This is a genomic window from Cupriavidus necator, from assembly GCF_040578825.1.
Lineage (GTDB): Bacteria > Pseudomonadota > Gammaproteobacteria > Burkholderiales > Burkholderiaceae > Cupriavidus > Cupriavidus necator_E.
In genome coordinates, this window is record NZ_JBEFLI010000004.1 from 1 (window position 1) to 25,951 (window position 25,951).

Here is a 25,951-nt window from a genome sequence, read left to right on the forward strand (position 1 = left end):
GAGCCTCGACCATTTCGGCCGTAGGTGTTCCCTGCACCATCTCCTTGAGCTTGTCGACATCGACTTCCTCGACGTCGCCCTCGCGCAGCGGCCAGTGCCCGCGCTGCAGGCACACGATGCAGCGGATGGTCTCGGCCACGCCCTGCAGCAGCAACAGCGCCCCGGCCACCGGAATGACCGCCTTGAACGGATAGATCGGCGGGCCGTCGGCTGCAATGGAAGAGTGTTCGTCCTGCGCCAGCGACACCTGGAAGAAATCGATGCCGGCCCAGGCCAGCGCGATCACGCCGGGGAAGAAGAACGCCAGGTACAGCACCAGGTCGATCGACGCCTGCATCCGCGGCGGCAGGAAGCCATAGAGGATGTCGCCGCGCACGTGGCCGCGCTTGGCCAGCGTATAGGCGCCGGCCAGCATGAACAGCGTGCCGTACAGCATATTGCTGGCATCGAACACCCACGCGTGCGGCGCGCCGAGGGCGTAGCGCGAGAACACCTCGTAGCTGATCATCAGCGTCAGCGCGATGATCAGCCACGCACCGGCCTGGCCGACGAAGGTGCTGATCCGGTCGATGCCAAGCAGCAGGCGTTGCACGATATGGCCCCCGGCGTGGCGTGGCTCAGGTGCGTTTGGAGAAGTAGTGGCTCGTTGCCAGCCGGAAATCGACGTTGGTGTCGTTCTGCCAGCGCGTGGCGCGCTGCGCGAACGCCTTCATCGAGTCATTGACCTTCTTGAACATCGGGTTCTCTTTTTCCTTGCGCGCTACTATCTCGTCCCAGACCTTGAGCTGCGCCTGCAGCACGGAATTCGGGGTCGCATAGAACTTCACGCCCTGCTGCTGCAGCGCCTGGTAGTCCTTGGAATAGCGGTCGATCGCCTTGATCGACATATCCGCGGACGCCGCCTCCACCGCGTTGGCGATCAGTGCCTTGAGCTTGGCCGGCAACGCGTCATAGCGCTTGCGGTTGAACAGGATCTCGAACTGCTCCGAGGGCTGGTGGAAGCTGCGCAGCATGCAGACCTTGGACACGTCCTGGAAGCCCAGCGCGCGGTCCGAGCTGGCATTGTTGAACTCCGCCGCGTCGAGCAGCCCGCGGTCCAGCGCCGGCACGATCTCCGCGCCCGGCAGCGCATTCACCGCGGCGCCGAGGCCGGTGAAGATATCGATCGACAAGCCCACCGTGCGGAACTTCAGCCCCTTGAAGTCCTCCGGCTTGGTGATCGGCTTCTTGAACCAGCCCAGCGGCTGCGTCGGCATCGGCCCATACAGGAACGACACCACGTCCAGGTTCAGGCTGCGGTAGATCTCCTGCTGCAGTTCCTTGCCGCCGCCGTACTTGTGCCAGGCCAGCAGCATGTTCGGGTCCATGCCCCACGCCGGTCCGGAACCCCACAGCGCCAGCGCCGAGTTCTTGCCGTACCAGTACGCGATCACGCCGTGGCCGCCGTCCAGCGTGCCCTTGCTGACCGCATCGATCAGGTCGAAGGCCTTGACCACCGCGCCCGCGGGCAATAGCTCGATCTTCAGGTCGCCGCCCGACATGGCGTTCACCTTGGCGACGAAGTCGCCGGCGAACTCATGGAAGATGTCCTTGGTTGGCCAGGTGCTCTGCCAGCGCATGGTGACCGGCCCCTGCGCCTTGACGATCGCCGGAAAGCCCATTGTCGCTGCGCCTGCCGCCGCCCCTGCGGCGCCGCCAAGGAAGCCGCGCCGGGAAACGCCAGTTTTCCTCGTCCTGGATGCCATGTCTGTCTCCGTTTGCTAAGTATGTGACAACCCGTGAGGGGCTGGCCTGGCGGCCGTTGGCCGGCTCGCCATCTGACGCGAACACCGGAAGAGTCGGGAAAGCGGAAAGCGCGGGACCGGATGTGGCAGCGCGGCCGAACACTACGAGCACTGGGCCGCGCGGCCGCTCGGGTGGTCCCTGATTCCCTTCATGGTAGGAAAGGCACGGAGAACCACAATCTAGGGAATACCCGCGCGGTGTGGGCTCACGCACTTTGGCGCGGACGGCGCAGCAGGCCCCGCGGTCAGGCGCGCGCGATGCCCACCGTGAATTCGCCCTCGAGCCATTCCGGCGCATCGGCCAGCCGGCGCACGCGCAGCAAATTGGGACGCGGGCCGGCAATGGCGTCCTGCGCGGTGGCGCGCGTCGGCACGCCATGCGCGCGGTAGGCCGGATGGCTGCCCAGCACCTCGCGGTTCATGGCATCGCTGAAGTAAAGCTGGCTGGTCAGCGCTTCGGCCTGGCCGAGCAGCACCTTGAAGTGGATATGGATCGCGCGCGGCGCGTACCAGCCGGGATAGATCGACGTGAACGTGGCGACGCCGTCGGCGCCGGTGGGCTGCACGCCGCGCAGGAAGCGCTCCGCGCGGCTGGCCGTTTCACTGCCCGTGCCGCTGTATCGGCCCTGCGCATCGCAATGCCAGATGCTGACCAGCGCACCCGGCACCGGCGCGCAGCCGCGCTGCGCATCGACCACGCGCAGGCGCAACCGCAGCGGTTGGCCCGGCCGGCCATCGCGGAGGTCCGCGCGCAGCAGCGCATCGTCAAGATAAAAGGGGCCTTCGGTGGCGGCGGGCGTCAGCAGGCAGGCCGCGGGCGCGGCGAAGGCATCGCCCGGCGCGACGCCGGCGGCGGCCACCCAGCCACCCAGCTCAAGCAGGAAGCGGCGGCGGGCCGCGTCGGCGTGCGCTGTATCGACAGCGCCAGCGGCAGGGCGCACGTTCATCGTGGGCTCCGTTGCGTTGCGGGTGCGCCTTGCGGCGCGTAACGCTGCCCGAGATTCTCCCGCACTGGCCTGCCGCCAGATCTTTGCAGTCCGGCGCGGGACGCCGCAAATCAGCGTCTCATCGCCTTCAGCATCGAGTAACCGTGGCTGGTAATGCGCGGTTCCTGCCGGCAGCCGTGCAGGACTTCAAGTTGTACGAGTTGTTTCTCGACCAGTGCTTTAAGGTCGACGGGATCGATCTGGCGTGAATCGGTGGAATCCAGTGAATCCGGGCCATCGCTCAACAATAGCAGCGTGGCAAGTTCATGCGGGCTCAGCACGTTCGTCTCCTTGTTCAGGGGGGCGTTTGCTGGGGGAGGTTGCGCGGCACTGCAGCGCGTGCGCGGAATGCCGTCCGGGGGAACAACGCGACACATCGATGCGCACCCACCGCGCGCCATGGCGCACTGCGGCAAAGGTCCGCGGCGCGGCGCGCTGTTCCCGACGACTAGCCTGTTGGACGCCGCCGGGGCGGCGCGGTTCCGTGCGGCGCGCTGTCATTCCATCATGGCTCGCGCTTGCGTGGTCTGCAACCCCGATACTGGACCTCGCAGATGACACGACGATGGCCATTGTTTCCTCGGGCGTACAACGTCGCTGCAATGCAGCGATGTGGATTCGTTCGTGCATGCCTCCTGTATACTGTCAGTGTGCATACAAATTGGTGAAACCGATGTCTCCAAGAGCGAAACGCAACGCAACGAGCGACGTGGGTAGTGCGGGGCAGCCCGCGCCGGAAGCCGATCCGGCCAAAGAACTGCTGTGGGCGCGTCCCGGGTTCCTGGTGCGGCGCCTGCACCAGATCCACGTCGCCATGTTCTTCGAGGAGTGCAAGTCGCCGAATATCACGCCGGTGCAATATGCCATCCTGACCGTGCTGTCGGTGCTGCCGGGACTGGACCAGACCTCGCTGGGGCAGGAGGTCGGCCTGGATCGCACCACGACCGCCGACGTGGTGCGCCGGCTCGAAGAGCGCGGGCTGGTAGAGCGCCGCGACAACCCCGCCGACCGGCGCACGCGCCACGTGCACCTGACGCGGGAAGGCAAGAGCGTGGTCACCGCGCTGCGCGCGGACATGGCGCGCGCGCAGGAGCGCATGCTGGCGCCGCTGAAGCCCGCGCAGCGCGAAGTGTTCATGGAACTGCTGGCAACGCTGGTGGAAGCCAACAACCAGTACAGCCGTACGGTGCTGCGCAGCATGTAAGCGCGACGGCGGGCGCAAGGCCCGCCGTGCGCCAGCGCGCTAGACCGGATAGACCAGGTCGTTGGCGATGATGGTGGTGTCGTAGACCACCTGCCGCTCGCGCAGCAGCAGCCTGCCGCCGTGGCGGCGGAAGCGGTCGTGGTAGGTGCCGGCCAGGTGGATCGTGGTGGCGCCTTCGACGAGCGTCTGCAGCAGCATGAAGTTGGCCTGCGCCACGATATCGCCGTCGGCGGTTTCGTCGCTGACGCGCGTGTTGGTCACCAGGTGCAGGTTGTAGCGCGGCGCGAACATCTGCGTGTTCGCGATCGCCGCGGCGCGGTCGCGCATCATGCCGATGCCTTCGGCGTAGACCAGTCCCACCGGCAGGTTGCGCTCGGCATTCTCGCGCGCGGTGATGCGGTAGAGCGCGTCCGCAGTGAAGAAGCGCGGCCATTGCTCGACCAGCCCCGCGTCGAGCACCGCGCAGTAGTCGGCGTGGAAAGCTTCGATCTCCAGGCGCAGCTCGATGGCGCGCGCGGCGCCGAGGGTGCTCTCTCGATAGAGGGAATAGTTCATCGGTTTCATTTTTGGGGATTCCCGTTGGCCGCCGTTCAGAACCCCATCACGCGGCGGTAGTACTGGTACATCGCGCGGATGGCGGATTCGGAGATCAGGGAGTTGGAGGTGCCCACCTGCGCCGGATCGAGCTTGAGCACGTTGACGTCGCTGCTGGAGCGGCGCACGCCTTCCTGCACGAACTTCATCGCCTCGTTGTCCTCCAGCCCCAGGAATCCGGCGGGGCCCATCAGGTTGCCCTGGCGCAGGCGGTGCTGCGTCATCTCGTCGGTATCGTCCTCGTAGCCGAACATGGTCCACAGCATCAGCATGCTGTCCGGCCCGTTGGGCACGATCTGGCGCACGCCCAGCGTATTCATTTCGCGCTGCACGATCAGGTTCGGCCAGATGGTCTGCATCGTCACCGACCAGGGCGAGTCGAACTCGCGCACATACTCCAGGAAGCGCTCGTCCTCCAGCCGCATGCCTTCGTGGTAGGAGCGCATCTCCTTCTTGTTCTCGTCGCTGACGGCCGCGTACTTGTCTTCTTTCTTCGCCGACGCCATGGTGCCGTGGCGGCCGTGCACGGGGTCGGCGATCATGGCGCTCTCATTGCCCGCCACCAGCAGGCCGAACACCACCAGGAACGAGTGCAGCAGCGTGGCGTGGTATGGGTCCTTCAAGTTCTCGTGGTACATCTTCCAGTTGCACGGCAGCTCGTTCTTGTAGTACCCCAGCACCTTGAGCGGCTTGCCGTTGAAGACGATGTCGAAGTCCTTGAGGATCTCCGGCGTCAGGTAGTCCTCCAGACTTTCCATGTCGGCCGCGTACGAGGCGAAGACCACGCCGTTGCGGGTGGCAACGTTCAGCTTCACCAGCCCGTGGTCCTCGTTGCGGAAATCCTTTGGCATGCCGCCCGCGCGGTTGACGCCGCGCTTGAACGGCACCCCCTGCAGGTTGCCCTTCAGGTCATAGGACCACTGGTGATACGGGCAGACGAATTCCTTCGCATTGCCCTGGTTGTGGCGGCAGAATTCGGCGCCGCGGTGCGCGCAGCGGTTCTCGAAGACATTGACCGAGCCGTCTTGCGCGCGCGACACCACCACCGGCGTCGCGCCGACATAGGAGCGCTTGTAGTCGCCGGCGTCGGGAATCTCCGCCTCGAGCGCGACGTAGTTCCACGAACGCCCGCGGAAGATCTTCTCCAGCTCGAGGTCATACACCTCCTTGCTGGTGTAGACCCAGTCCGGGATGTAGTGCAGCGCGTCTTCGGGCCAGCGGCACTGGGCCAGGCCTGCGTCTTTCCTGCCCAGCGTGTGCTGGATCACCGCTTGTGTCTGGTACATGTGGGGTTCCTTTCAGAGTGGGGTGGGGCTGGCTGCCTGCGCCTGGATATCGCGCACGAGCTGCCGCAGCGGCAGCGCGTCGTTGCACAGGCGCGGCAGCATGCCTTCGACGGTTTGGCCGAACAGCGCGCGCAACTGGCGCAGGTCGCCGCCGGCGTTGATGGCAATGGCGTGGCACAGCCGGCCGTGCCGGGTCCCAAGCAGCATGAACTTCGGCGCGGGCGCATCGCTGTCGGAGACGCCGCGCCACGCATAGCGGATGGCGGGATCGGCGGCGCCCAGCATCTGCAGGTTGCAGCCGAACTGGTCGGTCCAGAACCATGGCAGGGCGGCAGGCTCAGCCTGCATTCCCAGCATGGACGCGGCGGCGATGCGGGCCTGCTCGTTGGCGCTTTGCCAGGACTCCAGCCGCACGTGCGCGCCGAACTGCGGCTGGTACTGGCTGCAGCAGTCCCCTGCGGCATAGATGCCGGCAGCGCTGGTGCGGCCCTCTTCGTCGACCAGGATGCCGCCGTTGGCGGGGTGCAGCGCCAGGCCGGCCGCGGCACCCAGCGCCACCTCGGGCGTGAGGCCGATCGCGACCACCACCAGCGGCGCGTGCAATGCCGTGCCGTCATCGAGCCGCAGCTGCACGCCATCGGCCTGCGGCACGAAGGCGGCGATGCCGCAACCGATCCGCAACGCGACACCTTGCGCACGCACGCGTTGCGCCAGCCAGGCGCCCAGTTCAGGGGGCAGCGCGCGGCCGAGCAGCCGGTCGGCGCTTTCGATCAGCGTGACACGCAGCCCCATTCCCGCGGCAGTGGAGGCGGTTTCCAGGCCGAGGAAGCCGCCGCCGATCACCACCACCGCGCCGGCCCGCTGCATCGCATCGCGCAGGCGGGCGGCATCGTCGAGGGTGCGCAGGTAGTGCACATGCGGCGTGCCCGGCGGCAGCGGCGGCAGCACGCGTGCATTGCCGCCGGTGGCGAGCAGGCAGGCGGCGTAGTGGATGGCTTCGCCGTCGGCGCAGCGCGCGATGTTGTGCGCCGGGTCCAGCGCGGTGACCGTGGTGCCAAGGCGCAGCTCGATCTCCTGCCCGGCATAGAAGCCGGCCGGATGCACGCCGATCCTGCCATCCTGCCCGCCATCGGCCAGCACGGACTTGGACAGCGGCGGGCGTTCGTACGGCGCATGGCGCTCGGCGCCGGCCATGACGATGCGGCCGCCATGGCCCAGCCTGCGCAGTTCGGCCGCGGCCATCGCGCCGGCCTGGCCGGCGCCGACGATCAGGATGGGCGCGTCTTGTGACATGCTCGGCTCCTTCACAGCTCGACCCAGACCCGGCTGTCTTCGAACTTGACCGGGTAGGTGCGGATGTCGCTGGTGGCCGGCGCGCACATGGCCTTGCCGGAGCGGATGTCGAAGCGTGCCTGGTGCAGCGGGCATTCGATGCAGCCGTCTTCCAGGTAGCCGTCGGACAGCAGCGCGTACTGGTGCGTGCAGACGTTGTCGGTGACAAAGTACTCGTCGTCGCTGCGAAAGACGGCGAGCTGGCGGTCGCCGAGGGTCAGCGGCATTACCTCATCGTTTTGCAACTGTTGCGCCGCATCGATTTCAATCCATGCCATGGCAATCTCCGTGAGTCTGATTTGTCAGTATGCTGAATATATAAGGTCAGTGTACTGATGTTTTGGGGCGGATGAATTCTGGTTAACCCTGCTCGGGACTGGCGGCACCCGGCTGTGCCCGCGCAGCGGCCGGCATCGCGTTCTGCAGCCGCGGGCGGGCCTGCCAGCGTGCCTGGATCTCGCCCATGATGCCGCGCCGGAACGTCAGCACGCACACCACGAAGATCAGCCCGGTCACCATGCTGACCGACTCGCCCAGCGTATCGAACCACCCGATGCCGGTGATGGCTGCCAGGGCGTTGCCCGCATCGCCCAGCTTGTTCTCCAGCGCCACGATCACCAGCGCGCCGACGATCGGACCGGACAGCGTGCCCATGCCGCCGACGAGCGTCATCAGGATCACCGTGCCCGACATCATCCAGTGCACGTCGGTAAGCGTGGCAAAGCCCAGCACCAGGGTCTTGAGCGCACCCGCCAGCCCGGCCAGCGCGGCTGACAGCACGAACGCCAGCAGCTTGAAGCGGTCCGCGTCATAGCCCAGCGAGATGGCGCGCGGCTCGTTTTCCTTGATGGCGGCCAGGATCTGCCCGAACGGCGAATTGACGATACGCATGATGGCAAGGAAGGCCGCCACGGTGATCGCCAGCACGACGTAGTACATGGCGTGGTCCGACGCCAGCGGCAGCACGCCGAACAGATTGCCGCGCGGCACCGCCTGCAAGCCGTCTTCGCCGCCGGTGGCCGGGGTTTGCAGGCAGAAGAAGTAGAACATCTGCGCCAGCGCCAACGTGATCATGGCGAAGTAAATGCCCTGGCGGCGTATCGCCAGCGCACCGAAGACCAGGCCGAACAGCGCGCCGGACACCGTGCCGGCCAGCAGGCCCAGTTCCGGGGACAGTTGCAGGAGCTTCATCGCATAGCCGCACGCGTACGCGGCGCCGCCGAAGAAGGCCGCATGGCCGAAGGACACCAGCCCGGTGTAGCCCAGCAGCAGGTTGAAGGCGCAGGCAAAGAGCGCGAAGCACAGCAGCTTCATCACCAGCACCGGATAGGCGCCCAGCCAGGGCGCGAGCAGCAGGGCTGCCAGCAGCAGGCCATAGACGTACGTTGCGCGCTTTCCGTTGGCCATACCCGCGTTCAACATCTTTCCGTTTGCCATCATTTCTCCTTTCCGAACAGCCCGGCCGGGCGCACCAGCAGCACCAGCACCATGGCGACGAACACCACCGTCGCCGACGCTTCGGGGTAGTAGACCTTGGTGATGCCCTCGAACAGGCCCAGCCCCAGTCCGGTAAAGATCGAACCCAGGATCGATCCCATGCCGCCGATCACCACCACGGCAAAGACCGTGATGATCAGGTTCTGTCCCATCAGCGGCGACACCTGCATCACCGGCGCGGCCAGCACGCCTGCCAGTGCCGCCAGGCCCACGCCGAACGCATAGGTCAGCGTCACCAGCAGCGGCACATTGACGCCGAAGGCCTCGACCATCCGTGGATTCTCCGTGCCGGCGCGCAGGTAGGCGCCCAGCCGGGTCTTCTCGATCATGAACCAGGTGGCGAAGCACACCGCCAGCGATGCCAGCACCACCCAGGCGCGGTAGTTGGGCAGCACCATAAAGCCCAGGTGGCTCACGCCGGACAGCGCTTGCGGCGTGGGATAGGGCAGCCCGGAGACACCATAGACCGAGCGCAGCGCGCCTTCGATCAGCAGGCAGATGCCCAGCGTCAGCAGCAGCCCGTACAGGTGGTCGAAGCGGTAGAGGTGGCGCAGCATGGTGCGCTCGAGCACCACGCCCATCGCGCCGGCCACCACCGGCGCCAGCACCAGCATCAGCCAGTAGTTCAGTCCCAGGTAGTTCAGGCCCATCCAGGCCAGCACCGCGCCCAGCATGAACAGCGCGCCGTGCGCGAAGTTGATCACGTTGAGCAGGCCGAAGATCACCGCCAGCCCCAGGCTCAGGATCGCGTAGAACGAGCCGTTGACCAGCCCCAGCAGCAACTGGCTCAGCAGCGCGGGCAGAGGCACTCCAAACAATTCCATGGAAAATCTCCTTAAACGCCCAGCAAGGCGCTGAGCGTGGGCATCTTGCGTTCGAGCTCCGCGGCCGCGAACGCCTCCACGATGCGGCCGTGCTCCATCACGAAGAAGCGGTCCGCCAGCGGCGCGGCGAAGCGGAAGTTCTGCTCCACCATGACGATGGTGTAGCCGCGGCGGCGCAGCATGGCGATCATCTTCGCCAGCTTCTGCACGATCACCGGCGCGAGGCCCTCGGAGATCTCGTCGAGCAGCAGCACGCTCGCGCCGGTGCGCAGGATGCGCGCCACCGCCAGCATCTGCTGCTCGCCGCCCGACATGCGCGTGCCCTGGCTCTTGCGCCGCTCATGCAGGTTGGGGAACATCTCGTAGATCTCGCCGAGGGTCATCGGCTCGCGCAGTCCCACGGCGCCGTGGGCGCCCGGGAATGCAGGCGGCAGCAGCAGGTTCTCCTCGCACGACAGGCTGGCGAAGATGGCCCGTTCTTCCGGGCAGTAACCCAGGCCCAGCGGCGCGATGCGGTGCGTCTTCATGCCGATGGTTTCCCGGCCATGCACGCGCACCGATCCCTTGCGCGCGCCCGCCAGGCCCATGATGGCGCGCAGCGTGGTGGTGCGCCCGGCGCCATTGCGGCCGAGCAGCGTTACCACCTCGCCCGGGTTGACGGTCAAGTCCACGCCGTGAAGAATGTGCGATTCGCCGTACCAGGCGTGCAGGTCGCGGAGTTCGAGCGCAGGGGTGGCACTGGCGGTCATGCTGCCTCCGCGCTGGAGTGCGGCGCCGCCGCGGCGGCGTGATGGTCTTCGGATTCGTCTGTGGTTCCCATATAGGCTTCCTTCACCTGCGGATTGCGCGAGATCTCGTCATACGTGCCTTCGGCCAGCACCGCGCCGCGTTGCAGCACGGTGATGCGATCGACGATCGACGACACCACGCTCATGTTGTGCTCCACCATCAGCACGGTGCGCCCCGCGGAGACGCGCTTGATCAGCGCGGTCACGGTCTCCACGTCTTCATGGCCCATGCCTTGCGTCGGTTCGTCCAGCAGCATCAGTTCGGGGTCGGTCGCCAGCGTGGTGGCCAGTTCCAGCGCGCGCTTGCGCCCGTAGGCCAGCTCGGCGGTGCCAAGGTGGGCGAAGCCGGCCAGGCCGACCGCATCGAGCAGCTCCATCGCGCGCGCGTCCAGCCGCGACAGCGAGCGCTTGCCGCGCCAGAAATGCCAGGCGGTGCCAAGCCCGCGCTGCAGCGCGATGCGCACGTTCTCCAGCACCGTGAGCTGCGGGAACACCGCGGAGATCTGGAACGAGCGGATCACCCCCATACGCGCGATCTGCGCCGGCCGCAGTGCGGTGATATCGGTGCCGTTGAAGTGGATGGAGCCGGACGAAGGCGCATGGAACTTGGTCAGCAGGTTGAAGCAGGTGGTCTTGCCGGCGCCGTTGGGGCCGATCAGCGCATGGATCGAGCCCCGCCGCACCGACAGGCTGACATCGCTCACGGCGGTAAAGCCCCTGAATGCCTTGGTCAGCCCGTGCGTCTGCAGGATTACATCGGTGTCAGGCATGGCGCGCTCACTTCTTCACCAGCGGGCATTCGCTCGCCGACAGCGGACGGAAGGCCTCGTCGCCCGGGATGGTGCCGATGTACTTGACCAGGTCCCACGGGCCCTTGGACTCGGCCGGCGTCTTGGCCTGCGCCAGGTACATGTCGTGCACCATGCGGCCGTCGGCGCGCACCTTGCCGTTGCGCACGAAGGCATCGGACACCGGCAGCGCGCGCATCTTCTCCGCCACGGCCGGGCCGTCGATGGTCTTTGCGGCTTCCACGGCCTTCAGGTAGTGCAGCACGCCGGAATAGACGCCGATCTGCCCGTGCGTGGGATAGGCCTTGTGGCGCTTGTAGTAGCGCTCGACGAAGTCCTTCGACCTGGCATCCAGGTCGAGCTTGAACGGGTCGACATAGGTCAGGCCTTGCGCCGCGTTCAGGCCCAGGCTCTTGAGGTCGGTGATGAAGGTGGAAGGCGTGATCACGGTCTGGCCCGCCTTGATCAGCCCGAACTCGCCGGCCGCCTTGACGCCGTTGATCATGTCGTTGCCGGCATTGGCCAGCACCACCACCTTGGCCTTGGACGCCGAGGCGGCCACCACCGGGCTGCTGAAGTCGCTGGCATTGAGCGGATGCCGCGTGCTGCCCACGTTCTTGCCGCCGCCGGCGTCCACCGCCCTGCGGAAGTCGGCTTCCAGCGACTGGCCGAAGGCATAGTCGACGGTGATGTAGTACCAGCTGTTGCGCCCCTGTTCGATCAGGCGCCGCACCAGCGGATACGACACCGAATACGTATCCCAGGCCCAGTGGAAACCGGTGGGCGAGCAGTTCTGGTTGGTCAGCGCCATCGCGCCGCCGGTCGAAACGATGTCGATCTTCTGCTTCTGCCGTGCGACCTCCTGCACCGCCAGCGCGGTCGACGAGTTGGGGAAGTCGATCACCATGTCGACGCCATCGGTATCGAACCAGCGCCGCGCCAGCGACGAGGCGATATCGGCCTTGTTCTGGTGGTCGGCGGACAGCACCGTCACGGGTTTGCCCAGCGCCTTGCCGCCGAACTCTTCGACCGCCATCTGCGCGGCAAGCACCGAGCCCTTGCCGGAGAGGTCGGCATAGGAGCCGGACATATCGGTGATGACGCCGATCTTTACGCCATTGGCGTCGGCCAGTGCGGGCGTCGCGGCGGCCAGGCCCAGCAGGGCGCAGGACGCGGCGACGGTGCGGCGAATGCGAGAGGTGGACATTGGAAGGCTCCAGGTTGTCTGCGGGAATAAAATCAGCATACTGAATATATGGCCGGTAAAAAGGGCGGATTGCGCCGTCCCATGCCGTGCCGGTGGAAGGCTCAGGTGGCCAGGTCGCGCCCGCGGGTTTCCGGCACGAACACCATGCCGATGACGAAGGCCAGGCCGGCGATGATCACCGGGTACCACAGGCCGAAATAGACGTCGCCGCTGGACACGTTCATTGCCGTGACCACGAAGGACAGCATGCCGCCGACCCAGCCGGCGCCGAGGTGGAAGGGCAGCGACAGCGAGGTGTAGCGCACCCTGGCCGGGAACAGTTCCACCATGAACGCCGCCATCGGCCCGTACACCATGGCCAGGAACAGGATCGGCACCAGCAGCAGCACGAACACCATCGGCGTGTTGATCTTCGCCGGGTCGGCGCGCTCGGGCCAGCCGGCTGCGACCAGCGCGCCCTTGATGGCGTCGCGGTCGAAGCCCTGCAGCGTGCGCTCGCCGATGCGTACTTGCGCCTGCTCTGGATTGCCGGACGGCACGAAGGTGTAGCCCACGCCCAGGTCGGTCAGGTAGCCGCGGATCTTGTCGCAGGCCGACACCGGTTCGCCGAACAGGCGCGCCTTGCAGTCGCCGGCGGTCACCTGCACCGATCCCTGCTGCTGGAACTGCTCGAGCGCCGGATTGGCGTAATGGGTCAGGCCCTTGAACACCGGCTGAATGCACACTGCCGCCAGCAGGCAGGCCGCCATCATGATGTACTTGCGGCCGATGCGGTCAGAGAGCCAGCCGAACAGCAGGTAGCAGGGCGTGGCCACCACGAGGGCAAGCGCGATCAGCATGTGCACGGTTTCCAGCGGCACATGCAGCGTCTTGTTGAGGAAGAACATCGTGTAGAAGTGGCCGGTGCCGAAGATCGCGCCCAGGCCGGCCGCCACCACGAACAGCAGCAGCACCGACTTCAGGTTCTTCCAGTTGGTGAAGCTCTCGCGGATCGGCGCCTTTGAGGTGGTATTGGCGGCCTTCATCCGCGCGAACACCGGCGATTCGTGCAGCTTGCCGCGGATATAGACCGAGATCACCAGCATCACCAGCGACACGATGAAGGGGATGCGCCAGCCCCAGTCGCGGAACTCGGCCTCGGTCAGGAAGGTCTTGAGCAGGTAGACCACGAACAGCGAGGACAGCAGCCCCAGCGTGGCCGTGGTCTGCAGCGAGCTGGTGTACAGGCCGCGCTTGTGCACCGGCGAGTGCTCGGCCACATAGGTGACCGCACCGCCGACCTCGCCGCCCAGCGCCAGGCCCTGCAGCAGCCGCAGCACCACCAGCAGCACCGTGGCGGTGATGCCGATCTGCTCATACGTGGGCAGCACGCCGACGCCGACGGTAGCTACCCCCATCAGCAGGATGGTGACCAGGAAGGTGTACTTGCGCCCGATCAGGTCGCCCAGGCGGCCAAACAGCAGCGCGCCTACGGGGCGGATCAGGAAGCCCGCGCCGAAGGTGGCCAGGCTGGCGAGGAAGGCGGCGGTTTCGTTGCCCTTGGGGAAGAACAGTGCGCCGAAGTACACGGCGAGCGCGGCGTAGATGTAGAAGTCGTACCACTCCATCAGCGCGCCGAAGGAAGAGGCAAGGATGACCTTGCGCTCCTCGGCTGTCATGCCGGAAGCGGGGGCGCGCGATTCCGCGCGAGTCAGGCTGATCGTCATGGCGGGGGTCCTTTGGTGAAGCTGTTGTCTCTATATGTCTGGTCGTCCCGGGCGGTGCCGGCGCTGCTCGCCAGGGCCTTCCGATCCCTTGTGGCGTGCAGCGCTGCATGCTTGCGGTGCATCAGTCAGTATGCTGATGAGAAGCGCGAGTATGCTGAGCAAAATGCGGGCCAGTCCTGGCGCGACAGGGATGGTCCCTCCCGCGTGGAATACCCGGTTTAAATGCCTTTTTAATATCGTCAGCATACTGAGCATCTGAGCTCAGTGTACTGAGCGTCTATGGCCATCGTTATAGGTGTTAACCCTCCGCGCGGCGTCATGGACTTTTCGGAATACGCTGACTAGAATCCGAAACTAATCAGTGTACTGAGTAATTCGATTCTTTCGTCCGGAGCCCCCACCAGCATGACCAAAGTGAAGAAAATCGCACTGGAAGAGCATTTCATGACGCTGGGCTTTCAGGCCTATTCCAAGGCATTCACCCAGCATATCGATCCGGCGGTGTTTGCCGAACTGGGCCGCCGCCTGGCGGACTTCGACGAGGACCGCCTTGCGGAGATGGACCGTGCCGGCATCGACATCACGGTGCTGTCGCAAACCGGCCCGGGCGTGCAGGGCGAGCCCGATGCGCGCCTCGCCGTGGCACGCTCGCGCGAGAGCAACGACTTCCTGGCAACGCAGATCGCGCGCCACCCCACGCGTTTCGCCGGCTTTGCCGCGCTGCCGATGCATGACCCGCAACAGGCCGCGCGCGAGCTGGAGCGCGCCGTGCACGAGCTTGGCTTCAAGGGTTCGCTGGTGAACGGCCATACCCACGGCCGCTATTACGACGACCCCGCCTACGACGCGTTCTGGGAATGCATGCAGGCGCTGGACGTGCCGCTGTACCTGCATCCGACCGATGCCTGCGTGCCGCCGCAAGTGCTGGCCGGACACCCGGAACTGGCCGGCGCGGCGTGGGGCTGGGGCGTGGAGACCGCCTCGCATGCGCTGCGCTTGCTGTTTGGCGGCGTGTTCGACCGCTTCCCGCGGCTCAAGATCATCCTCGGCCATATGGGCGAGGGCCTGCCGTTCCAGCGCTGGCGCTTCGACAGCCGCTTCGCGGTCTATTCGCACGGCGTCCGGCTGGCGCGCGCGCCTTCGGAATATATCGGCACCAATATCGTCATCACCACCTCGGGCGTGTGCTCGCATGGCGCGCTTGCCGGCGCCATTGCCGAGCTTGGTCCGGAAGCGGTGATGTTCTCGGTCGACTATCCCTACGAATCCACCGAAGTCGCGGCGAAGTTCATCGAAGACGCGCCGCTCGACGACACCACGCGCGCGCTGGTCTGCCACGGCAACGCGCGGCGCCTGCTCAAGCTGTAACCGAACCAAACAAGGACCATCATGCAAAAAGTCTTTCGCATCGGCCAGATCGTTCCCAGCTCCAATACGACGATGGAAACCGAGATTCCCGCCATGCTGCTGGCGCGCCAGCAGATCCGTCCGGAGCGCTTCACCTTCCACGCCAGCCGCATGCGGATGAAGAAGGTGGTCAAGGAAGAACTGGCCGCCATGGATGCCGAGTCCGACCGCTGCGCGGTGGAACTCAGCGACGCCCGCGTCGATGTGCTCGGCTACGCCTGCCTGGTTGCGATCATGGCGATGGGGCATGGCTACCACCGCAAGTCGGAGCAGCGGTTGAAGGCCCACACCGTCGAGAACGGCGGCGAGGCACCGGTGATCACCAGCGCCGGCGCGCTGGTGGATGCGCTGCGCGTGATCGGCGCCCGCCGCATTGCGGTGGTCGCGCCGTACATGAAGCCGCTCACAGAGCTGGTGGTGGACTACATCCGCAACGAAGGCTATGAGGTGGTCGACTACCGCGCGCTGGAAATCCCCGACAACCTGGAAGTCGGCCGCCACGATCCGGCGCGGCTGCCGGGCATCGTGACGCAGATGAACCTGGCGGATGTCGATGCCATCGTGCTGTCCGCCTGCGTGCAGATGCCGTCGCTGCCGGCGGTGGCGAAGGTCGAGGCGATGACGGGCAAGCCGGTCATCACCGCGGCCATCGCCACGACCTACGCCATGCTCAAGGCGCTGGACCTCGAGCCGGTGGTGCCCGGCGCCGGGGCCTTGCTGTCTGGCGCTTACTGAGGGCCCGCCATGACCACTTTCCTCCACGGCGGCCATGTCCATGTCAACGGCATCCGCCAGCATTACCTGCGCTATGGCGGCAGCGACGCCGATCGTGCCGCGCGCGATCCCGTCATCATCGTTCCCGGCATCACCAGCCCGGCAATCACGTGGGGCTTTGTCGGCGAGCGCTTCGGCACCGGCTTCGACACCTACATCCTCGACGTACGCGGCCGTGGGCTGTCGTCGGCGGAAGCCGGCCTGGACTACGGCCTCGATGCCCAGGCGCGCGACGTGGCCACCTTTGCCGAAGCGCTGGGCCTGCGGCGATACAGCGTGGTCGGGCATTCGATGGGCGCGCGCATCGGCGTGCGCGCGGCGGCGGGGCGGCCCGCCGGGCTGGCGCGGCTGGTGATGGTCGATCCGCCGGTGTCCGGCCCCGGGCGCCGTCCGTATCCCGCGCAACTGCCGTGGTATGTCGATTCGATCCGGCTGGCGCAGCAGGGCATCGATGTGGAAGGCATGCGCCGCTTCTGCCCGACCTGGACCGACGCACAACTGCGCCTGCGCGCCGAATGGCTGCATACCTGCAATGAAGATGCCGTGGTGCGCAGCTTCGAGGACTTCCATCGCGACGATATCCATGCGGACATGCCGAGGGTCGCGGTGCCGACGCTGCTGGTGACCGCCGGGCGCGGCGACGTGGTGCGCGCGGAGGAGGTGGCCGAGATCCGCGCGCTGCTGCCGGATCTGCTGGTCAGCCATGTCGCCGGCGCCGGCCACATGATCCCGTGGGATGACGAAGCGGGCTTTTACGCGGCGCTGGGGGATTTCCTCGGCGCGCCGCTGACGCAATGACAGCAAGGAGCCGACATGCCGGTAAGTGACCACCAGATGATCGAGGCCTGGCGCCAGGTACTGACGCTGTCCCGGCTCGGGCCGGGACAGACCGTCACCATCCTGACCAGCGCCGCCACCCATCCACAGACCCTGTCCACCGCGCTGATCGCCACGCAGGCGATGGGCGCCATCGTCAACCGGCTCGACCTGCCGCCGGTCAATGGAGAGAAGGCGCTGAGCCGCGATGCGCTGGCCTACCTGGGCACGACCCCGCTGACGGGCAACCGCGCGGCGATCGCCGCGCTCAGGGAAAGCGACCTGGTGCTGGACCTGATGACGCTGCTGTTCTCGCCGGAGCAGCACGACATCCTGAAGGGCGGCACAAAGATCCTGCTGGCGGTAGAGCCGCCCGAGGTGCTCGCGCGCATGGTGCCTTGCGAGGCGGATCGCGAGCGCGTCAAGGCCGCCGCCGGGCGGCTCGCGGCCGCGAAGGAGATGCACGTGGTGTCGCCCGCCGGCACCGACCTGCGCTGCCCGCTGGGCGAGTTCCCCGCGATCAGCGAGTATGGCTTCGTCGACGAGCCCGGCCGCTGGGACCACTGGCCCAGCGGCTTCGCGCTGACGTGGCCGAATGAAGGCGGGGCCAACGGCACCATCGTGCTGGACCGCGGCGACATCCTGCTGCCGCAGAAGAGCTACGTCACCGAGCCGATCCGGCTGACGGTGGAGGGCGGCTTTGCCACGCGCATCGAAGGCGGACTGCATGCGGAGCTGCTGAGCGAATACATGGCGTCGTTCAACGACCCGCAAGCCTATGCCATCTCGCATATCGGCTGGGGACTGCAGCCGCGCGCGCACTGGTCGACGCTGGGGCTGTACGATCGCGAGGCCACCATCGGCATGGATGCGCGTGCTTTCGAAGGCAATTTCCTGTTCTCGCTCGGTCCCAACAACGAAGCCGGCGGCAGCCGCACCACCGCCTGCCATATCGATATTCCCGTGCGCCACTGCACCGTCCGGCTGGACGGCGTGGACATGGTGACCCGCGGCAAGGTCACCGACGGGTTCCGCTACCCGCAGGAGAAGTAGCCATGCACAAGGAGATTGGCGCATACCAGCGCCAGGGGTTCGGCAACGAACTGGAGCTGGCGGCCCCGTTCGGGCTGCTGGTGGTGGATTTCGTCAACGGCTTTGCCGATCCGGCGGTGTTCGGCGGCGGCAATATCCGCGAGGCCATCGCCAATACCGTGCCGCTGCTGGCGGTGGCGCGGCGCGAAGGCTGGGCGATCGCGCATACCCGCATCGTCTTTGCGGAGGATGGGTCGGACCACAATGTGTTTGCCATGAAGGTGCCGAACATGCTGTCCCTGAAGGAGCGCGAGCACAACAGCGCCATAGTCGAAGAACTGGCGCCGCAGCCCGGCGAACTGGTGGTCCGCAAGACCGTGCCGTCGGCGTTCTTCGGCACCGCGCTGGCAGCGTGGCTGACGCAGCGCGGCGTGCGCACGCTGGCGGTGGCCGGTGCCGTGACCAGCGGCTGCGTGCGCGCCAGCGTGGTGGATGCGATGCAGTACGGCTTCCGGCCGCTGGTGCTGTCGGACTGCGTCGGCGACCGGGCGCTCGGCCCGCATGAAGCGAACCTGTTCGATATGGCGCAGAAGTACGCCACCGTTGCCACGCGCGCAGAGGGGCTGGCGGCGATCGGGGTAAGCGCATGAGCGCCGGCATCGCTAACCAGGGCGTCGGTGCCCGCGTGGCGCGCAAGGAAGACGCGCGGCACTTGCATGGCAAGGGCCGCTTTGTCGCGGATATCGCCATGCCCGACCTGCAGGAGGTGGCGTTCCTGCGCAGCCCCGTGGCGCATGCGCGGCTGCTGTCGATCACCAAGCCGGCACAACACGCGGCGGCGGTGATCGTGCGCGCGGATATGGCCACGGCCAGCGATATCGTGGCCGACTCGGCGTTCCCGTCCTACCAGCCGTCGGCGCAGCCGCCGCTGGCCAGCGGCAAGGTGCGCTTCGTCGGCGAGCCCGTGGCGATGGCCTTCGCGCCGACGCGCGCCGAGGCGGAAGACATTGCCGAGCAGGTGGCGGTGGAGTTCGACGAGCTGCCGGCGCTGACCGACGTGGCCCAGGCCCGCCAGCTCGCCGGCGAAGTGCGCGTGCACGAGCACTGGCGCGACAACACCTTCCTGACGCTGAACCTCGACAAGAACTTCGACGCGCGCCAGCGCGAGGCTTCGGTGGTGGTCCAGCGCAAGATCGACCTGGCGCGCCAGTGCATGGTGCCGATGGAGGGCAAGGCGGTGCTGGCGTACTGGGATTACCAGTTCGACCAGCTCGTGGTCTACACCGCCACGCAGGTGCCGCATATGATCCGCACCATCCTGGCCCACTGCCTGGGGCTGGAGCAGGAGCGCGTGCGTGTGATCGCGCCGGACGTCGGCGGCGCCTTCGGCTACAAGTGCGTGCTGCAGCAGGAGGAGCTGTGCATCGCCTGGCTCGCGCTGACCTGCAAGCGGCCGTTCCGCTTTATCGAAGACCGGCGCGAACACCTGACTGCCGGCGCCAACTCGCGCGAGCATCACTACGACCTGACGGCGTATGCGGATGCCCGTGGCCGCCTGCTTGCGCTGGACGCAAAGATCGTGATCGACGGCGGCGCGTATTCGGTGTGGCCCTTCACCATCGGGCTGGAGCCGGGCCAGGCGATCGGCAACCTGCCGGGCCCCTATGCCTTTGACGGTTATCGCTGCGAAACGGCATGCATAGCCACCAACAAGCCGGGCTTCGTGCCCTATCGCGGCGTGGCCCGCACCGGCGTCTGCTTTGCCATGGAGCTGGTGATCGACGCCATCGCGCGCGAGGTGGGGCGCGAGCCCTGGGAAGTGCGCAGCGAGAACCTGGTGCCGCCCCAGGCCATGCCTTACGTCAACGTGACCAACAAGCACTTCGACGGCGGCGACTACCCCGCCAGCGTGCGCAAGGCGATGGAGATGATCGATCTGCCCGCGATCCGCGCGCGCCAGCAGGCCGGGCCGCAGGGCAGCCGCTATGTCGGCGTGGGCTTCGGTACCTATACCGAGCAGTCGGCGCACGGCACCTCGGTGTTCGCGGCCTGGGGTACGCCGGTGATTCCCGGCTTCGACTCGGCCACGGTGCGCATCACGCCGGACGGCGGGTTGGAGGTACGAGTCGGTGTGCATTCGCACGGGCAAGGCATGGAGACCACTTTCGCGCAGATCGCCCACGAGATCCTCGGCATCGATATCGGGCGGATCAGGGTGGTGCACGGCGATACCGGGCTGACGCCGTTCTCGACCGGCACCTATGCCTCGCGTTCGCTGGTGATGTCGGGCGGCGCGGTGTCGCGTGCGTGCAAGGCGCTGCTGCCGCGGTTGCTGAAGATCGGTGCGCATATGCTGGGGCAGCCGGCAGAGGCGGTCGCATTTGAACGGGGCACGGTGAGTGCGGGCGATGCCGGCGGCATCGATATCGCGCGCATCGCCAATGCCTGGTACATCAACCCGCACCTGCTGCCGCCGGATGTCGACGCCCAGGGGCTCGAGGTCACCATGGGCTTCAAGCCGGCGGTCGATACCGGCAGCTTCACCTACGCCACGCATGCGGTCGCGGTGGAGGTCGATATCGATTCGGGCCATGTCGAGATCCTCGACTACGTGGTGGTGGAGGACTGCGGCACCATGATCAATCCGATGGTGGTCGAAGGCCAGACCTATGGCGGCGTGGCGCAGGGCATCGGCACCGCGATGTTCGAAGCGATGCACTATGACGGCAACGGGCAGCCGCTCGCGTCCACGCTTGCCGACTACATGCTACCCGGGCCGACCGAGATACCGGCGATCCGCATCCATCATTTCGAGACGCCGTCGCCGCATACGGAGTTCGGCGCCAAGGGCATGGGCGAGGGCGGCGCCATCGCGCCGCCGGCGGCCATCTTCAATGCGGTGAACGACGCGTTGCGCGGCTTCGGGGTCGAACTGAAGGAAACCCCGCTGACGCCGCGCAAGATCCTGGAAGCGCTGGACTCGGCAGAAGCCGGCGCGCAAAGCAAGAAGGCAGCCTGACCGATGAAAGCCGTCGCTTTTTCCTATCATGCGCCCGGCTCGCTGCCGGACGCGCTGGCCCGCCTTGGCGCGGGCACCGATGTCGCCACGACCATGGGCGGCGGCCAGTCGCTCGGGCCGATGCTGAACCTGCGGCTGACCCGTCCCGATACGGTGGTCGATGTGTCGGGACTGGCCGAATTGCGGCAAGTCGCGCCGACTCCCGACGGCATCCGCATTGGCGCCTGTGTGACCCATGCGCAGATCGAGGACGGCGTATTCGCGCCGCTGCGCGGCACCATGCTGCAGGCCGTGGCCGGTGGCATCGCCTACCGCGCGATCCGCAATCGCGGCACCGTCGGCGGCAGCCTTGCGCATGCGGACCCCGCCGCGGACTGGGTGGTGGTGATGAGCGCGCTGGGCGCGCGCATCGCGATCGCATCGACCGGCGGTACGCGCGAGGTGCCGATGGACGCGTTCATGATCGGCGCCTACACCACCGTGCTGGCCGATGGCGAACTGATCGCCGCGGTGACGGTGCCGCAGGCCACCGCGCACAGCCGTTGGGGCTACCACAAGCTGTGCCGCAAGACCGGCGAGTTTGCCGAGGCGAGCTGCGCCGCGTACTTCGACGCCAGCCGCCGCTTCGCGCGCATCGTGCTGGGCGCGCTCGACGGTCCGCCGGTAGTGCTGCGCGGGCTCACGCGGGCCGTTGCCGCCCAAGGCGCCGCGGCGCTGACCGCCAGCGCCGTGGATGACGCCGTCGCGCAGGCCGCGCCGGACAAGGACGCGATCGACCGCAAGCTTTACCGTACCGCCGTGATGCGCTGCGTCACGCAAATGCTGAACTGAGGAGCGCCCGTGCAGACCATCCAATTCACCGTCAACGGCCGCGGGCTTTCCGGCGCATGCGCGGACCGGACGCACCTGGGCGACTTCCTGCGCGACACGCACCGCCTGACCGGCACCCACCTGGGCTGCGAGCACGGCGTATGCGGCGCCTGCACCGTGCTGGTCGACGACAAGCCGGTGCGCTCATGCATTACTTTCGCCGCCGCCTGCGATGGCGCGGACATCGTCACCGTCGAAGGCTACCAGGACGATGCCGTGATGGCCGACCTGCGCGCGGCGTTCAACCGGCACCACGCGCTGCAGTGTGGCTTCTGCACGCCGGGCATGCTGGCGACCGCGCGCGATATCGTGCTGCGCCTGCCCGATGCCGACGAGGCCACCATCCGCCACGAGCTGTCGGGCAACCTGTGCCGCTGCACCGGCTATATGGGCATCGTCGCCGCCATCCGCTCAGTGCTGCAGGCGCGGCGCGAAGCCGCGGGCGTGATCGCGCGGCATGCCGCTGTCACCACGTCGGCCGCAGTACCGTTCGCCTGCTTCACCGTTGCGGACGAAGCGCTCGGCACGGCGCCGCACCTGGCTGCCAGTCCGGGCGCCGACGCCGAAAGGTCGGCCGACCGCAAGGGCTGGTCGCGCATCGAAGGCAGCTTCACCGTGCCGTATGCGCAGGAGGCGGTGTGGGCCTTCATGGCCGACCTGCCGGCGGTGGCGGGCTGCCTGCCGGGCGCGGTGCTGACCGAGGTGGCGGGAGACAAGGTCAAGGGCCATATCGCCATCAGGTTCGGGCCGATGTCGGCGAAGTTCGACGGCGCCGCGCGGCTGCAGCGCGACGATGCGCTCAGGCGCGGCGTGCTGAAGGGCGCCGGCCAGGACTCGCTCAGCAATTCCAAGGCCGCGGGCGATATCGCCTACCAGTTGAAGGCGCTGTCCGCGCACGAGACGGAAGTGAAGGTCGACCTGCAGTATTCGCTGCAAGGACCGCTGGCGCAGTTCTCGCGCTCAGGGCTGGTGCGCGATTTCGTGCGGCGCATGATTGCCGATTTCGGCAAGTCGGTGGCGCGCAGGATGGACCCGACCCTGAGCGAGGCCGAACGCAACCAGGTGGTCCGCCTGAACCCCGTGGCGATGTTCTTCGGCGTGCTGTGGGAGCGGATCAGGCGGCTGTTCGGCGCCCGCTGAACAGCGCTGCCGGGCTGCCGCGCTCCTTGCCCGTGTCAGCCCGGATGCACTACAACCAGTAGTGCGGTGGCAGTGGTCTTGCCGCCATTGGAGATCGCATGTGCGACATCGGCCGCATAGCGCGCGGTCTCGCCGTGCCGCAGCTTCTTCTCGTCGGCGCCGGCGCGCACCGTCATCGACCCGCTCAGTACCGACAGGTGTTCCTGGGTGCCGGCTTCGTGCGGCTCGGAGGCCAGCACGCCGCCGGCCTGGATGGTCAGCTCGTACCACTCGAAGCGCCCGGCCAGGTCGATCGGGCCGAGGATGCGCAGGTCGCAGCGGGTATCGGGGCTTTTCAGCGAGGGGATGGCGTGGGGCTGGACCACGGTGATGCCGGCGCCGGGCCGCTCAGCGCCGCCGTTGGCGAGAAAGTCGGTCAGGCTCACGCCCAGCGCATTGGCCAGGCGCCACAGCACGGCCACGGTGGGGTTGGCCAGGTTGCGCTCGATTTGCGACAGCATCGACTTGGATACCCCCGCGCGGCGCGACAGCTCGTCGAGCGACAGGCGCTGCTGCTGCCGCAGCGCCTGCAGCGCCATGCCGACTGCGGGCGGGCCTTCGGCCTGCGAAGTTTGCGGGCTCTGGACAAGGGCTTGCGTCATGGCTGGATGTTCGTTATATTGCGCAAAACGTTCGATATACAGAACGCGTTCGATTTATCGATCGAATCCTAGCACGCCTGCACACCAACAGGAGCCGCCATGTCGAATGCCGAGGCATTCTATGCATCCATCCGCACCGAACTCGAGGCCATCCGCGCCGCGGGGTTGTTCAAGAACGAGCGCGTGATCGCCACGCCGCAAGGCGCCCGGGTGCGCACCACCGACGGCCGCGAGGTCATCAACCTGTGCGCCAACAACTACCTGGGCCTGTCGTCGCACCCGCAGGTGATCGAGGCCGCGCACGAGGCGCTGCGCACGCATGGCTTCGGCCTCAGCTCGGTACGCTTTATCTGCGGCACGCAGGACCTGCACAAGACGCTGGAGCGGCGGCTGTCGGCCTTCCTCGGCACCGAGGACACCATCCTCTACGGCTCGGCCTTCGATGCCAACGGCGGCCTGTTCGAAACGCTGCTCGGTGCGGAGGACGCGGTCATCAGCGATGCGCTCAACCATGCTTCGATCATCGACGGCATCCGGCTTTCCAAGGCGCGCCGCTACCGCTACCAGCACAACGACCTCGACGACCTGCGCGTGCAACTGGCGCAGGCGCAGGCTGACGGTGCGCGCTTTACGCTGGTCTTTACCGACGGCGCTTTCTCGATGGACGGCACCATCGCCCGGCTCGACGAGATGCGCGCGATCTGCGACGAGTACGGAGCGCTGCTCGGCATCGACGAATGCCATGCCACCGGCTTCCTCGGCGCGCGGGGGCGCGGCACGCATGAGCTGCGCGGCGTGTTCGGCAAGATCGACATCATCACCGGCACGCTGGGCAAGGCGCTGGGCGGCGCCTCCGGCGGCTTCACCAGCGCGCGCACGGAAGTGGTGGCGCTGCTGCGCCAGCGTTCGCGGCCGTACCTGTTTTCCAATACGGTCGCGCCGGCCATCGTCGGCGCATCGATCGCGGTGCTCGACATCCTGGAAGGCAGCACCGCGCTGCGCGACCGGCTCGAAATCAATACCAGGTTCTTCCGCGCCGGGCTCGACAAGCTGGGCTTCGACGTCAAGGCGGGCGACCACCCCATCATCCCGATCATGGTCTACGACGCCGACAAGGCGCAGCAGCTCGCGCAGCGGCTGCTGGAGCTGGGCGTGTACGTGGTCGGCTTTTTCTACCCGGTGGTGCCCAAGGGCCAGGCGCGCATCCGCGTGCAGATGAGCGCGCTGCATGACGAAGCCGCGCTGCAGGCGGCGCTCGACGCCTTCGGCCAGGCCGGCCGCGAACTGGGGCTGATTCGATGAGCGAGGGCAAAACAAGGATCCTGATCGTCGGCGCCAACGGGCAGATCGGCTCGGAACTCGCGCTGGCATTGGCCGAGCGTTACGGGCGCACCAATGTGATCACGTCAGACGTGGTGCCCACCGGCCGCCATGTCCACCTGACGCACGAGATGCTCAATGCCACCGACCGCGGCGAGCTGGCCACCGTGGTCGAGCGCCACGGCATCACGCAGGTCTATCTGCTGGCAGCGGCGCTGTCCGCCACCGGCGAGAAGGCGCCGCAGTGGGCCTGGAACCTCAATATGACCAGCCTGCTCAACGTGCTGGAGCTGGCGCGCCAGACCGGGCTGGAGCGCGTGTTCTGGCCCAGCTCGATTGCCGCCTTCGGCCCGACCACGCCTTCAGTGCAGACGCCGCAGCAGACCGTGATGGAGCCCACTACCGTCTACGGCATCTCCAAGCAGGCGGGCGAGGGCTGGTGCCGCTGGTACCACGCCAACCATGGCGTCGATGTGCGCAGCGTGCGCTATCCCGGCCTGATCTCGCACAAGACCCCGCCCGGCGGCGGCACCACCGACTATGCCGTCGATATCTTCCACGCGGCGGTGAAGGGCGAGCCCTATACCTGCTTCCTGAAGGAAGACGAGGCGCTGCCGATGATGTATATGCCCGACGCGCTGCGCGCCACCATCGAGCTGATGGAAGCGCCGGCCGACAAGCTGAGCGAGCGCGGCAGCTACAACATCGCGGGCATGACCTTCACGCCGGCGCAGATCGCCGCGGCGATTCGCGAACAGGTGCCCGGGTTCGAGATCCGCTATGAACCCGACTATCGCCAGGCGATCGCACAGGGCTGGCCCGATTCGATCGACGATACGGTGGCGCGCGCCGACTGGGGCTGGAAGGCGCAGTATGGGCTCAGCGAAATGGTCGCTGACATGCTGGCCAACCTCAGGACGACGCTGGCGGCCTGAG

General features: G+C 67.1%; 26 protein-coding genes. 11 read left to right on the plus strand and 15 right to left on the minus strand.

Going from position 1 to position 25,951, the window contains the following annotated elements:
• The 4 genes from AB1I47_RS03475 to AB1I47_RS03490 all read right to left on the minus strand — a co-directional run.
• On the minus strand, window positions 1-592 hold a 592-nt coding region (locus tag AB1I47_RS03475; protein WP_354682384.1), incomplete at its 3' end, for a TRAP transporter small permease subunit.
• Window positions 593-617: 25 nt separating this feature from the next.
• A complete protein-coding gene (locus tag AB1I47_RS03480; RefSeq protein WP_354682385.1) occupies window positions 618-1,745 on the minus strand; it encodes a TRAP transporter substrate-binding protein in 1,128 nt (375 codons plus the stop codon).
• Between the two features lie 284 nt (window positions 1,746-2,029).
• Window positions 2,030-2,731, minus strand: coding sequence for an intradiol ring-cleavage dioxygenase (locus tag AB1I47_RS03485; RefSeq protein ID WP_354682386.1), 702 nt, complete (start codon window positions 2,729-2,731; stop codon window positions 2,030-2,032).
• Between the two features lie 110 nt (window positions 2,732-2,841).
• Window positions 2,842-3,051 carry a hypothetical protein gene (locus AB1I47_RS03490; RefSeq protein WP_354682387.1) on the minus strand — a complete coding sequence of 70 codons (210 nt, stop codon included), beginning with the start codon at window positions 3,049-3,051 and terminating at the stop codon, window positions 2,842-2,844.
• A gap of 392 nt (window positions 3,052-3,443) precedes the next feature.
• Between AB1I47_RS03490 and AB1I47_RS03495 the strand changes: the two genes are divergently transcribed.
• Window positions 3,444-3,974, plus strand: a complete 531-nt coding sequence (locus AB1I47_RS03495; RefSeq protein ID WP_354682388.1) for a MarR family winged helix-turn-helix transcriptional regulator — start codon at window positions 3,444-3,446, stop codon at window positions 3,972-3,974.
• A 39-nt stretch (window positions 3,975-4,013) separates the two neighbouring features.
• Here the strand turns inward: AB1I47_RS03495 and AB1I47_RS03500 are convergent, their stop codons facing one another.
• The 10 genes from AB1I47_RS03500 to AB1I47_RS03545 form a co-directional block, all read right to left on the minus strand.
• Window positions 4,014-4,529, minus strand: coding sequence for an aromatic-ring-hydroxylating dioxygenase subunit beta (locus tag AB1I47_RS03500; protein ID WP_354682389.1), 516 nt, complete (start codon window positions 4,527-4,529; stop codon window positions 4,014-4,016).
• Window positions 4,530-4,564: 35 nt separating this feature from the next.
• Window positions 4,565-5,854, minus strand: a complete 1,290-nt coding sequence (locus AB1I47_RS03505; protein WP_354682390.1) for an aromatic ring-hydroxylating dioxygenase subunit alpha — start codon at window positions 5,852-5,854, stop codon at window positions 4,565-4,567.
• 12 nt (window positions 5,855-5,866) lie between these two features.
• Complete coding sequence (locus AB1I47_RS03510; protein ID WP_354682391.1) at window positions 5,867-7,147, minus strand: NAD(P)/FAD-dependent oxidoreductase; 1,281 nt, start codon at window positions 7,145-7,147, stop codon at window positions 5,867-5,869.
• An 11-nt stretch (window positions 7,148-7,158) separates the two neighbouring features.
• Window positions 7,159-7,464 carry a non-heme iron oxygenase ferredoxin subunit gene (locus AB1I47_RS03515; protein WP_354682392.1) on the minus strand — a complete coding sequence of 102 codons (306 nt, stop codon included), beginning with the start codon at window positions 7,462-7,464 and terminating at the stop codon, window positions 7,159-7,161.
• A gap of 82 nt (window positions 7,465-7,546) precedes the next feature.
• The gene (locus tag AB1I47_RS03520; protein ID WP_354682393.1) at window positions 7,547-8,593 is read right to left on the minus strand and encodes a branched-chain amino acid ABC transporter permease; all 1,047 of its coding nucleotides are present in this window, start codon (window positions 8,591-8,593) and stop codon (window positions 7,547-7,549) included.
• 29 nt (window positions 8,594-8,622) lie between these two features.
• On the minus strand, window positions 8,623-9,507 hold the full coding sequence (locus tag AB1I47_RS03525) for a branched-chain amino acid ABC transporter permease (RefSeq protein ID WP_354682394.1): 885 nt from the start codon (window positions 9,505-9,507) through the stop codon (window positions 8,623-8,625).
• 11 nt (window positions 9,508-9,518) lie between these two features.
• On the minus strand, window positions 9,519-10,256 hold the full coding sequence (locus AB1I47_RS03530) for an ABC transporter ATP-binding protein (protein ID WP_354682395.1): 738 nt from the start codon (window positions 10,254-10,256) through the stop codon (window positions 9,519-9,521).
• Window positions 10,253-11,065 carry an ABC transporter ATP-binding protein gene (locus tag AB1I47_RS03535; protein WP_354682396.1) on the minus strand — a complete coding sequence of 271 codons (813 nt, stop codon included), beginning with the start codon at window positions 11,063-11,065 and terminating at the stop codon, window positions 10,253-10,255. Before AB1I47_RS03535 ends, AB1I47_RS03530 begins: the two co-directional genes overlap by 4 nt.
• Window positions 11,066-11,072: 7 nt before the next feature.
• Entirely contained in the window at window positions 11,073-12,290 is a 1,218-nt protein-coding gene (locus tag AB1I47_RS03540; protein ID WP_354682397.1) for an ABC transporter substrate-binding protein, read from the minus strand.
• 101 nt (window positions 12,291-12,391) lie between these two features.
• The gene (locus AB1I47_RS03545) at window positions 12,392-13,996 is read right to left on the minus strand and encodes an MFS transporter (RefSeq protein WP_354682398.1); all 1,605 of its coding nucleotides are present in this window, start codon (window positions 13,994-13,996) and stop codon (window positions 12,392-12,394) included.
• A 405-nt stretch (window positions 13,997-14,401) separates the two neighbouring features.
• Between AB1I47_RS03545 and AB1I47_RS03550 the strand changes: the two genes are divergently transcribed.
• The 8 genes from AB1I47_RS03550 to AB1I47_RS03585 are packed head-to-tail and all read left to right on the plus strand — an operon-like array spanning window position 14,402 to window position 23,054.
• Window positions 14,402-15,364, plus strand: coding sequence for an amidohydrolase family protein (locus tag AB1I47_RS03550; RefSeq protein ID WP_354682399.1), 963 nt, complete (start codon window positions 14,402-14,404; stop codon window positions 15,362-15,364).
• Window positions 15,365-15,385: 21 nt separating this feature from the next.
• Window positions 15,386-16,138 carry a maleate cis-trans isomerase family protein gene (locus AB1I47_RS03555; RefSeq protein WP_354682400.1) on the plus strand — a complete coding sequence of 251 codons (753 nt, stop codon included), beginning with the start codon at window positions 15,386-15,388 and terminating at the stop codon, window positions 16,136-16,138.
• A gap of 9 nt (window positions 16,139-16,147) precedes the next feature.
• Entirely contained in the window at window positions 16,148-16,975 is an 828-nt protein-coding gene (locus tag AB1I47_RS03560; protein ID WP_354682401.1) for an alpha/beta fold hydrolase, read from the plus strand.
• Between the two features lie 15 nt (window positions 16,976-16,990).
• On the plus strand, window positions 16,991-18,046 hold the full coding sequence (locus AB1I47_RS03565; protein WP_354682402.1) for a 2,5-dihydroxypyridine 5,6-dioxygenase NicX family protein: 1,056 nt from the start codon (window positions 16,991-16,993) through the stop codon (window positions 18,044-18,046).
• A 2-nt stretch (window positions 18,047-18,048) separates the two neighbouring features.
• Window positions 18,049-18,675 (plus strand): N-carbamoylsarcosine amidohydrolase, encoded by a 627-nt coding sequence (locus AB1I47_RS03570; RefSeq protein WP_354682403.1) that lies wholly within the window; start codon window positions 18,049-18,051, stop codon window positions 18,673-18,675.
• Window positions 18,672-21,044 (plus strand): xanthine dehydrogenase family protein molybdopterin-binding subunit, encoded by a 2,373-nt coding sequence (locus AB1I47_RS03575; protein ID WP_354682404.1) that lies wholly within the window; start codon window positions 18,672-18,674, stop codon window positions 21,042-21,044. Before AB1I47_RS03570 ends, AB1I47_RS03575 begins: the two co-directional genes overlap by 4 nt.
• 3 nt (window positions 21,045-21,047) lie before the next feature.
• Window positions 21,048-21,875: an FAD binding domain-containing protein gene (locus AB1I47_RS03580; protein ID WP_354682405.1), complete on the plus strand. Its 828-nt coding sequence runs from the start codon at window positions 21,048-21,050 to the stop codon at window positions 21,873-21,875.
• A 9-nt stretch (window positions 21,876-21,884) separates the two neighbouring features.
• The gene (locus AB1I47_RS03585; protein WP_354682406.1) at window positions 21,885-23,054 is read left to right on the plus strand and encodes a xanthine dehydrogenase family Fe-S subunit; all 1,170 of its coding nucleotides are present in this window, start codon (window positions 21,885-21,887) and stop codon (window positions 23,052-23,054) included.
• Between the two features lie 35 nt (window positions 23,055-23,089).
• Here the strand turns inward: AB1I47_RS03585 and AB1I47_RS03590 are convergent, their stop codons facing one another.
• Complete coding sequence (locus AB1I47_RS03590; protein WP_354682407.1) at window positions 23,090-23,695, minus strand: helix-turn-helix domain-containing protein; 606 nt, start codon at window positions 23,693-23,695, stop codon at window positions 23,090-23,092.
• A 99-nt stretch (window positions 23,696-23,794) separates the two neighbouring features.
• Between AB1I47_RS03590 and kbl the strand changes: the two genes are divergently transcribed.
• Window positions 23,795-24,997, plus strand: a complete 1,203-nt coding sequence (gene kbl, locus AB1I47_RS03595; protein ID WP_354682408.1) for a glycine C-acetyltransferase — start codon at window positions 23,795-23,797, stop codon at window positions 24,995-24,997.
• The gene (locus AB1I47_RS03600) at window positions 24,994-25,950 is read left to right on the plus strand and encodes an L-threonine 3-dehydrogenase (RefSeq protein ID WP_354682409.1); all 957 of its coding nucleotides are present in this window, start codon (window positions 24,994-24,996) and stop codon (window positions 25,948-25,950) included. The genes kbl and AB1I47_RS03600 overlap by 4 nt, the downstream gene beginning before the upstream one ends.
• Window position 25,951 lies beyond the last annotated feature (1 nt).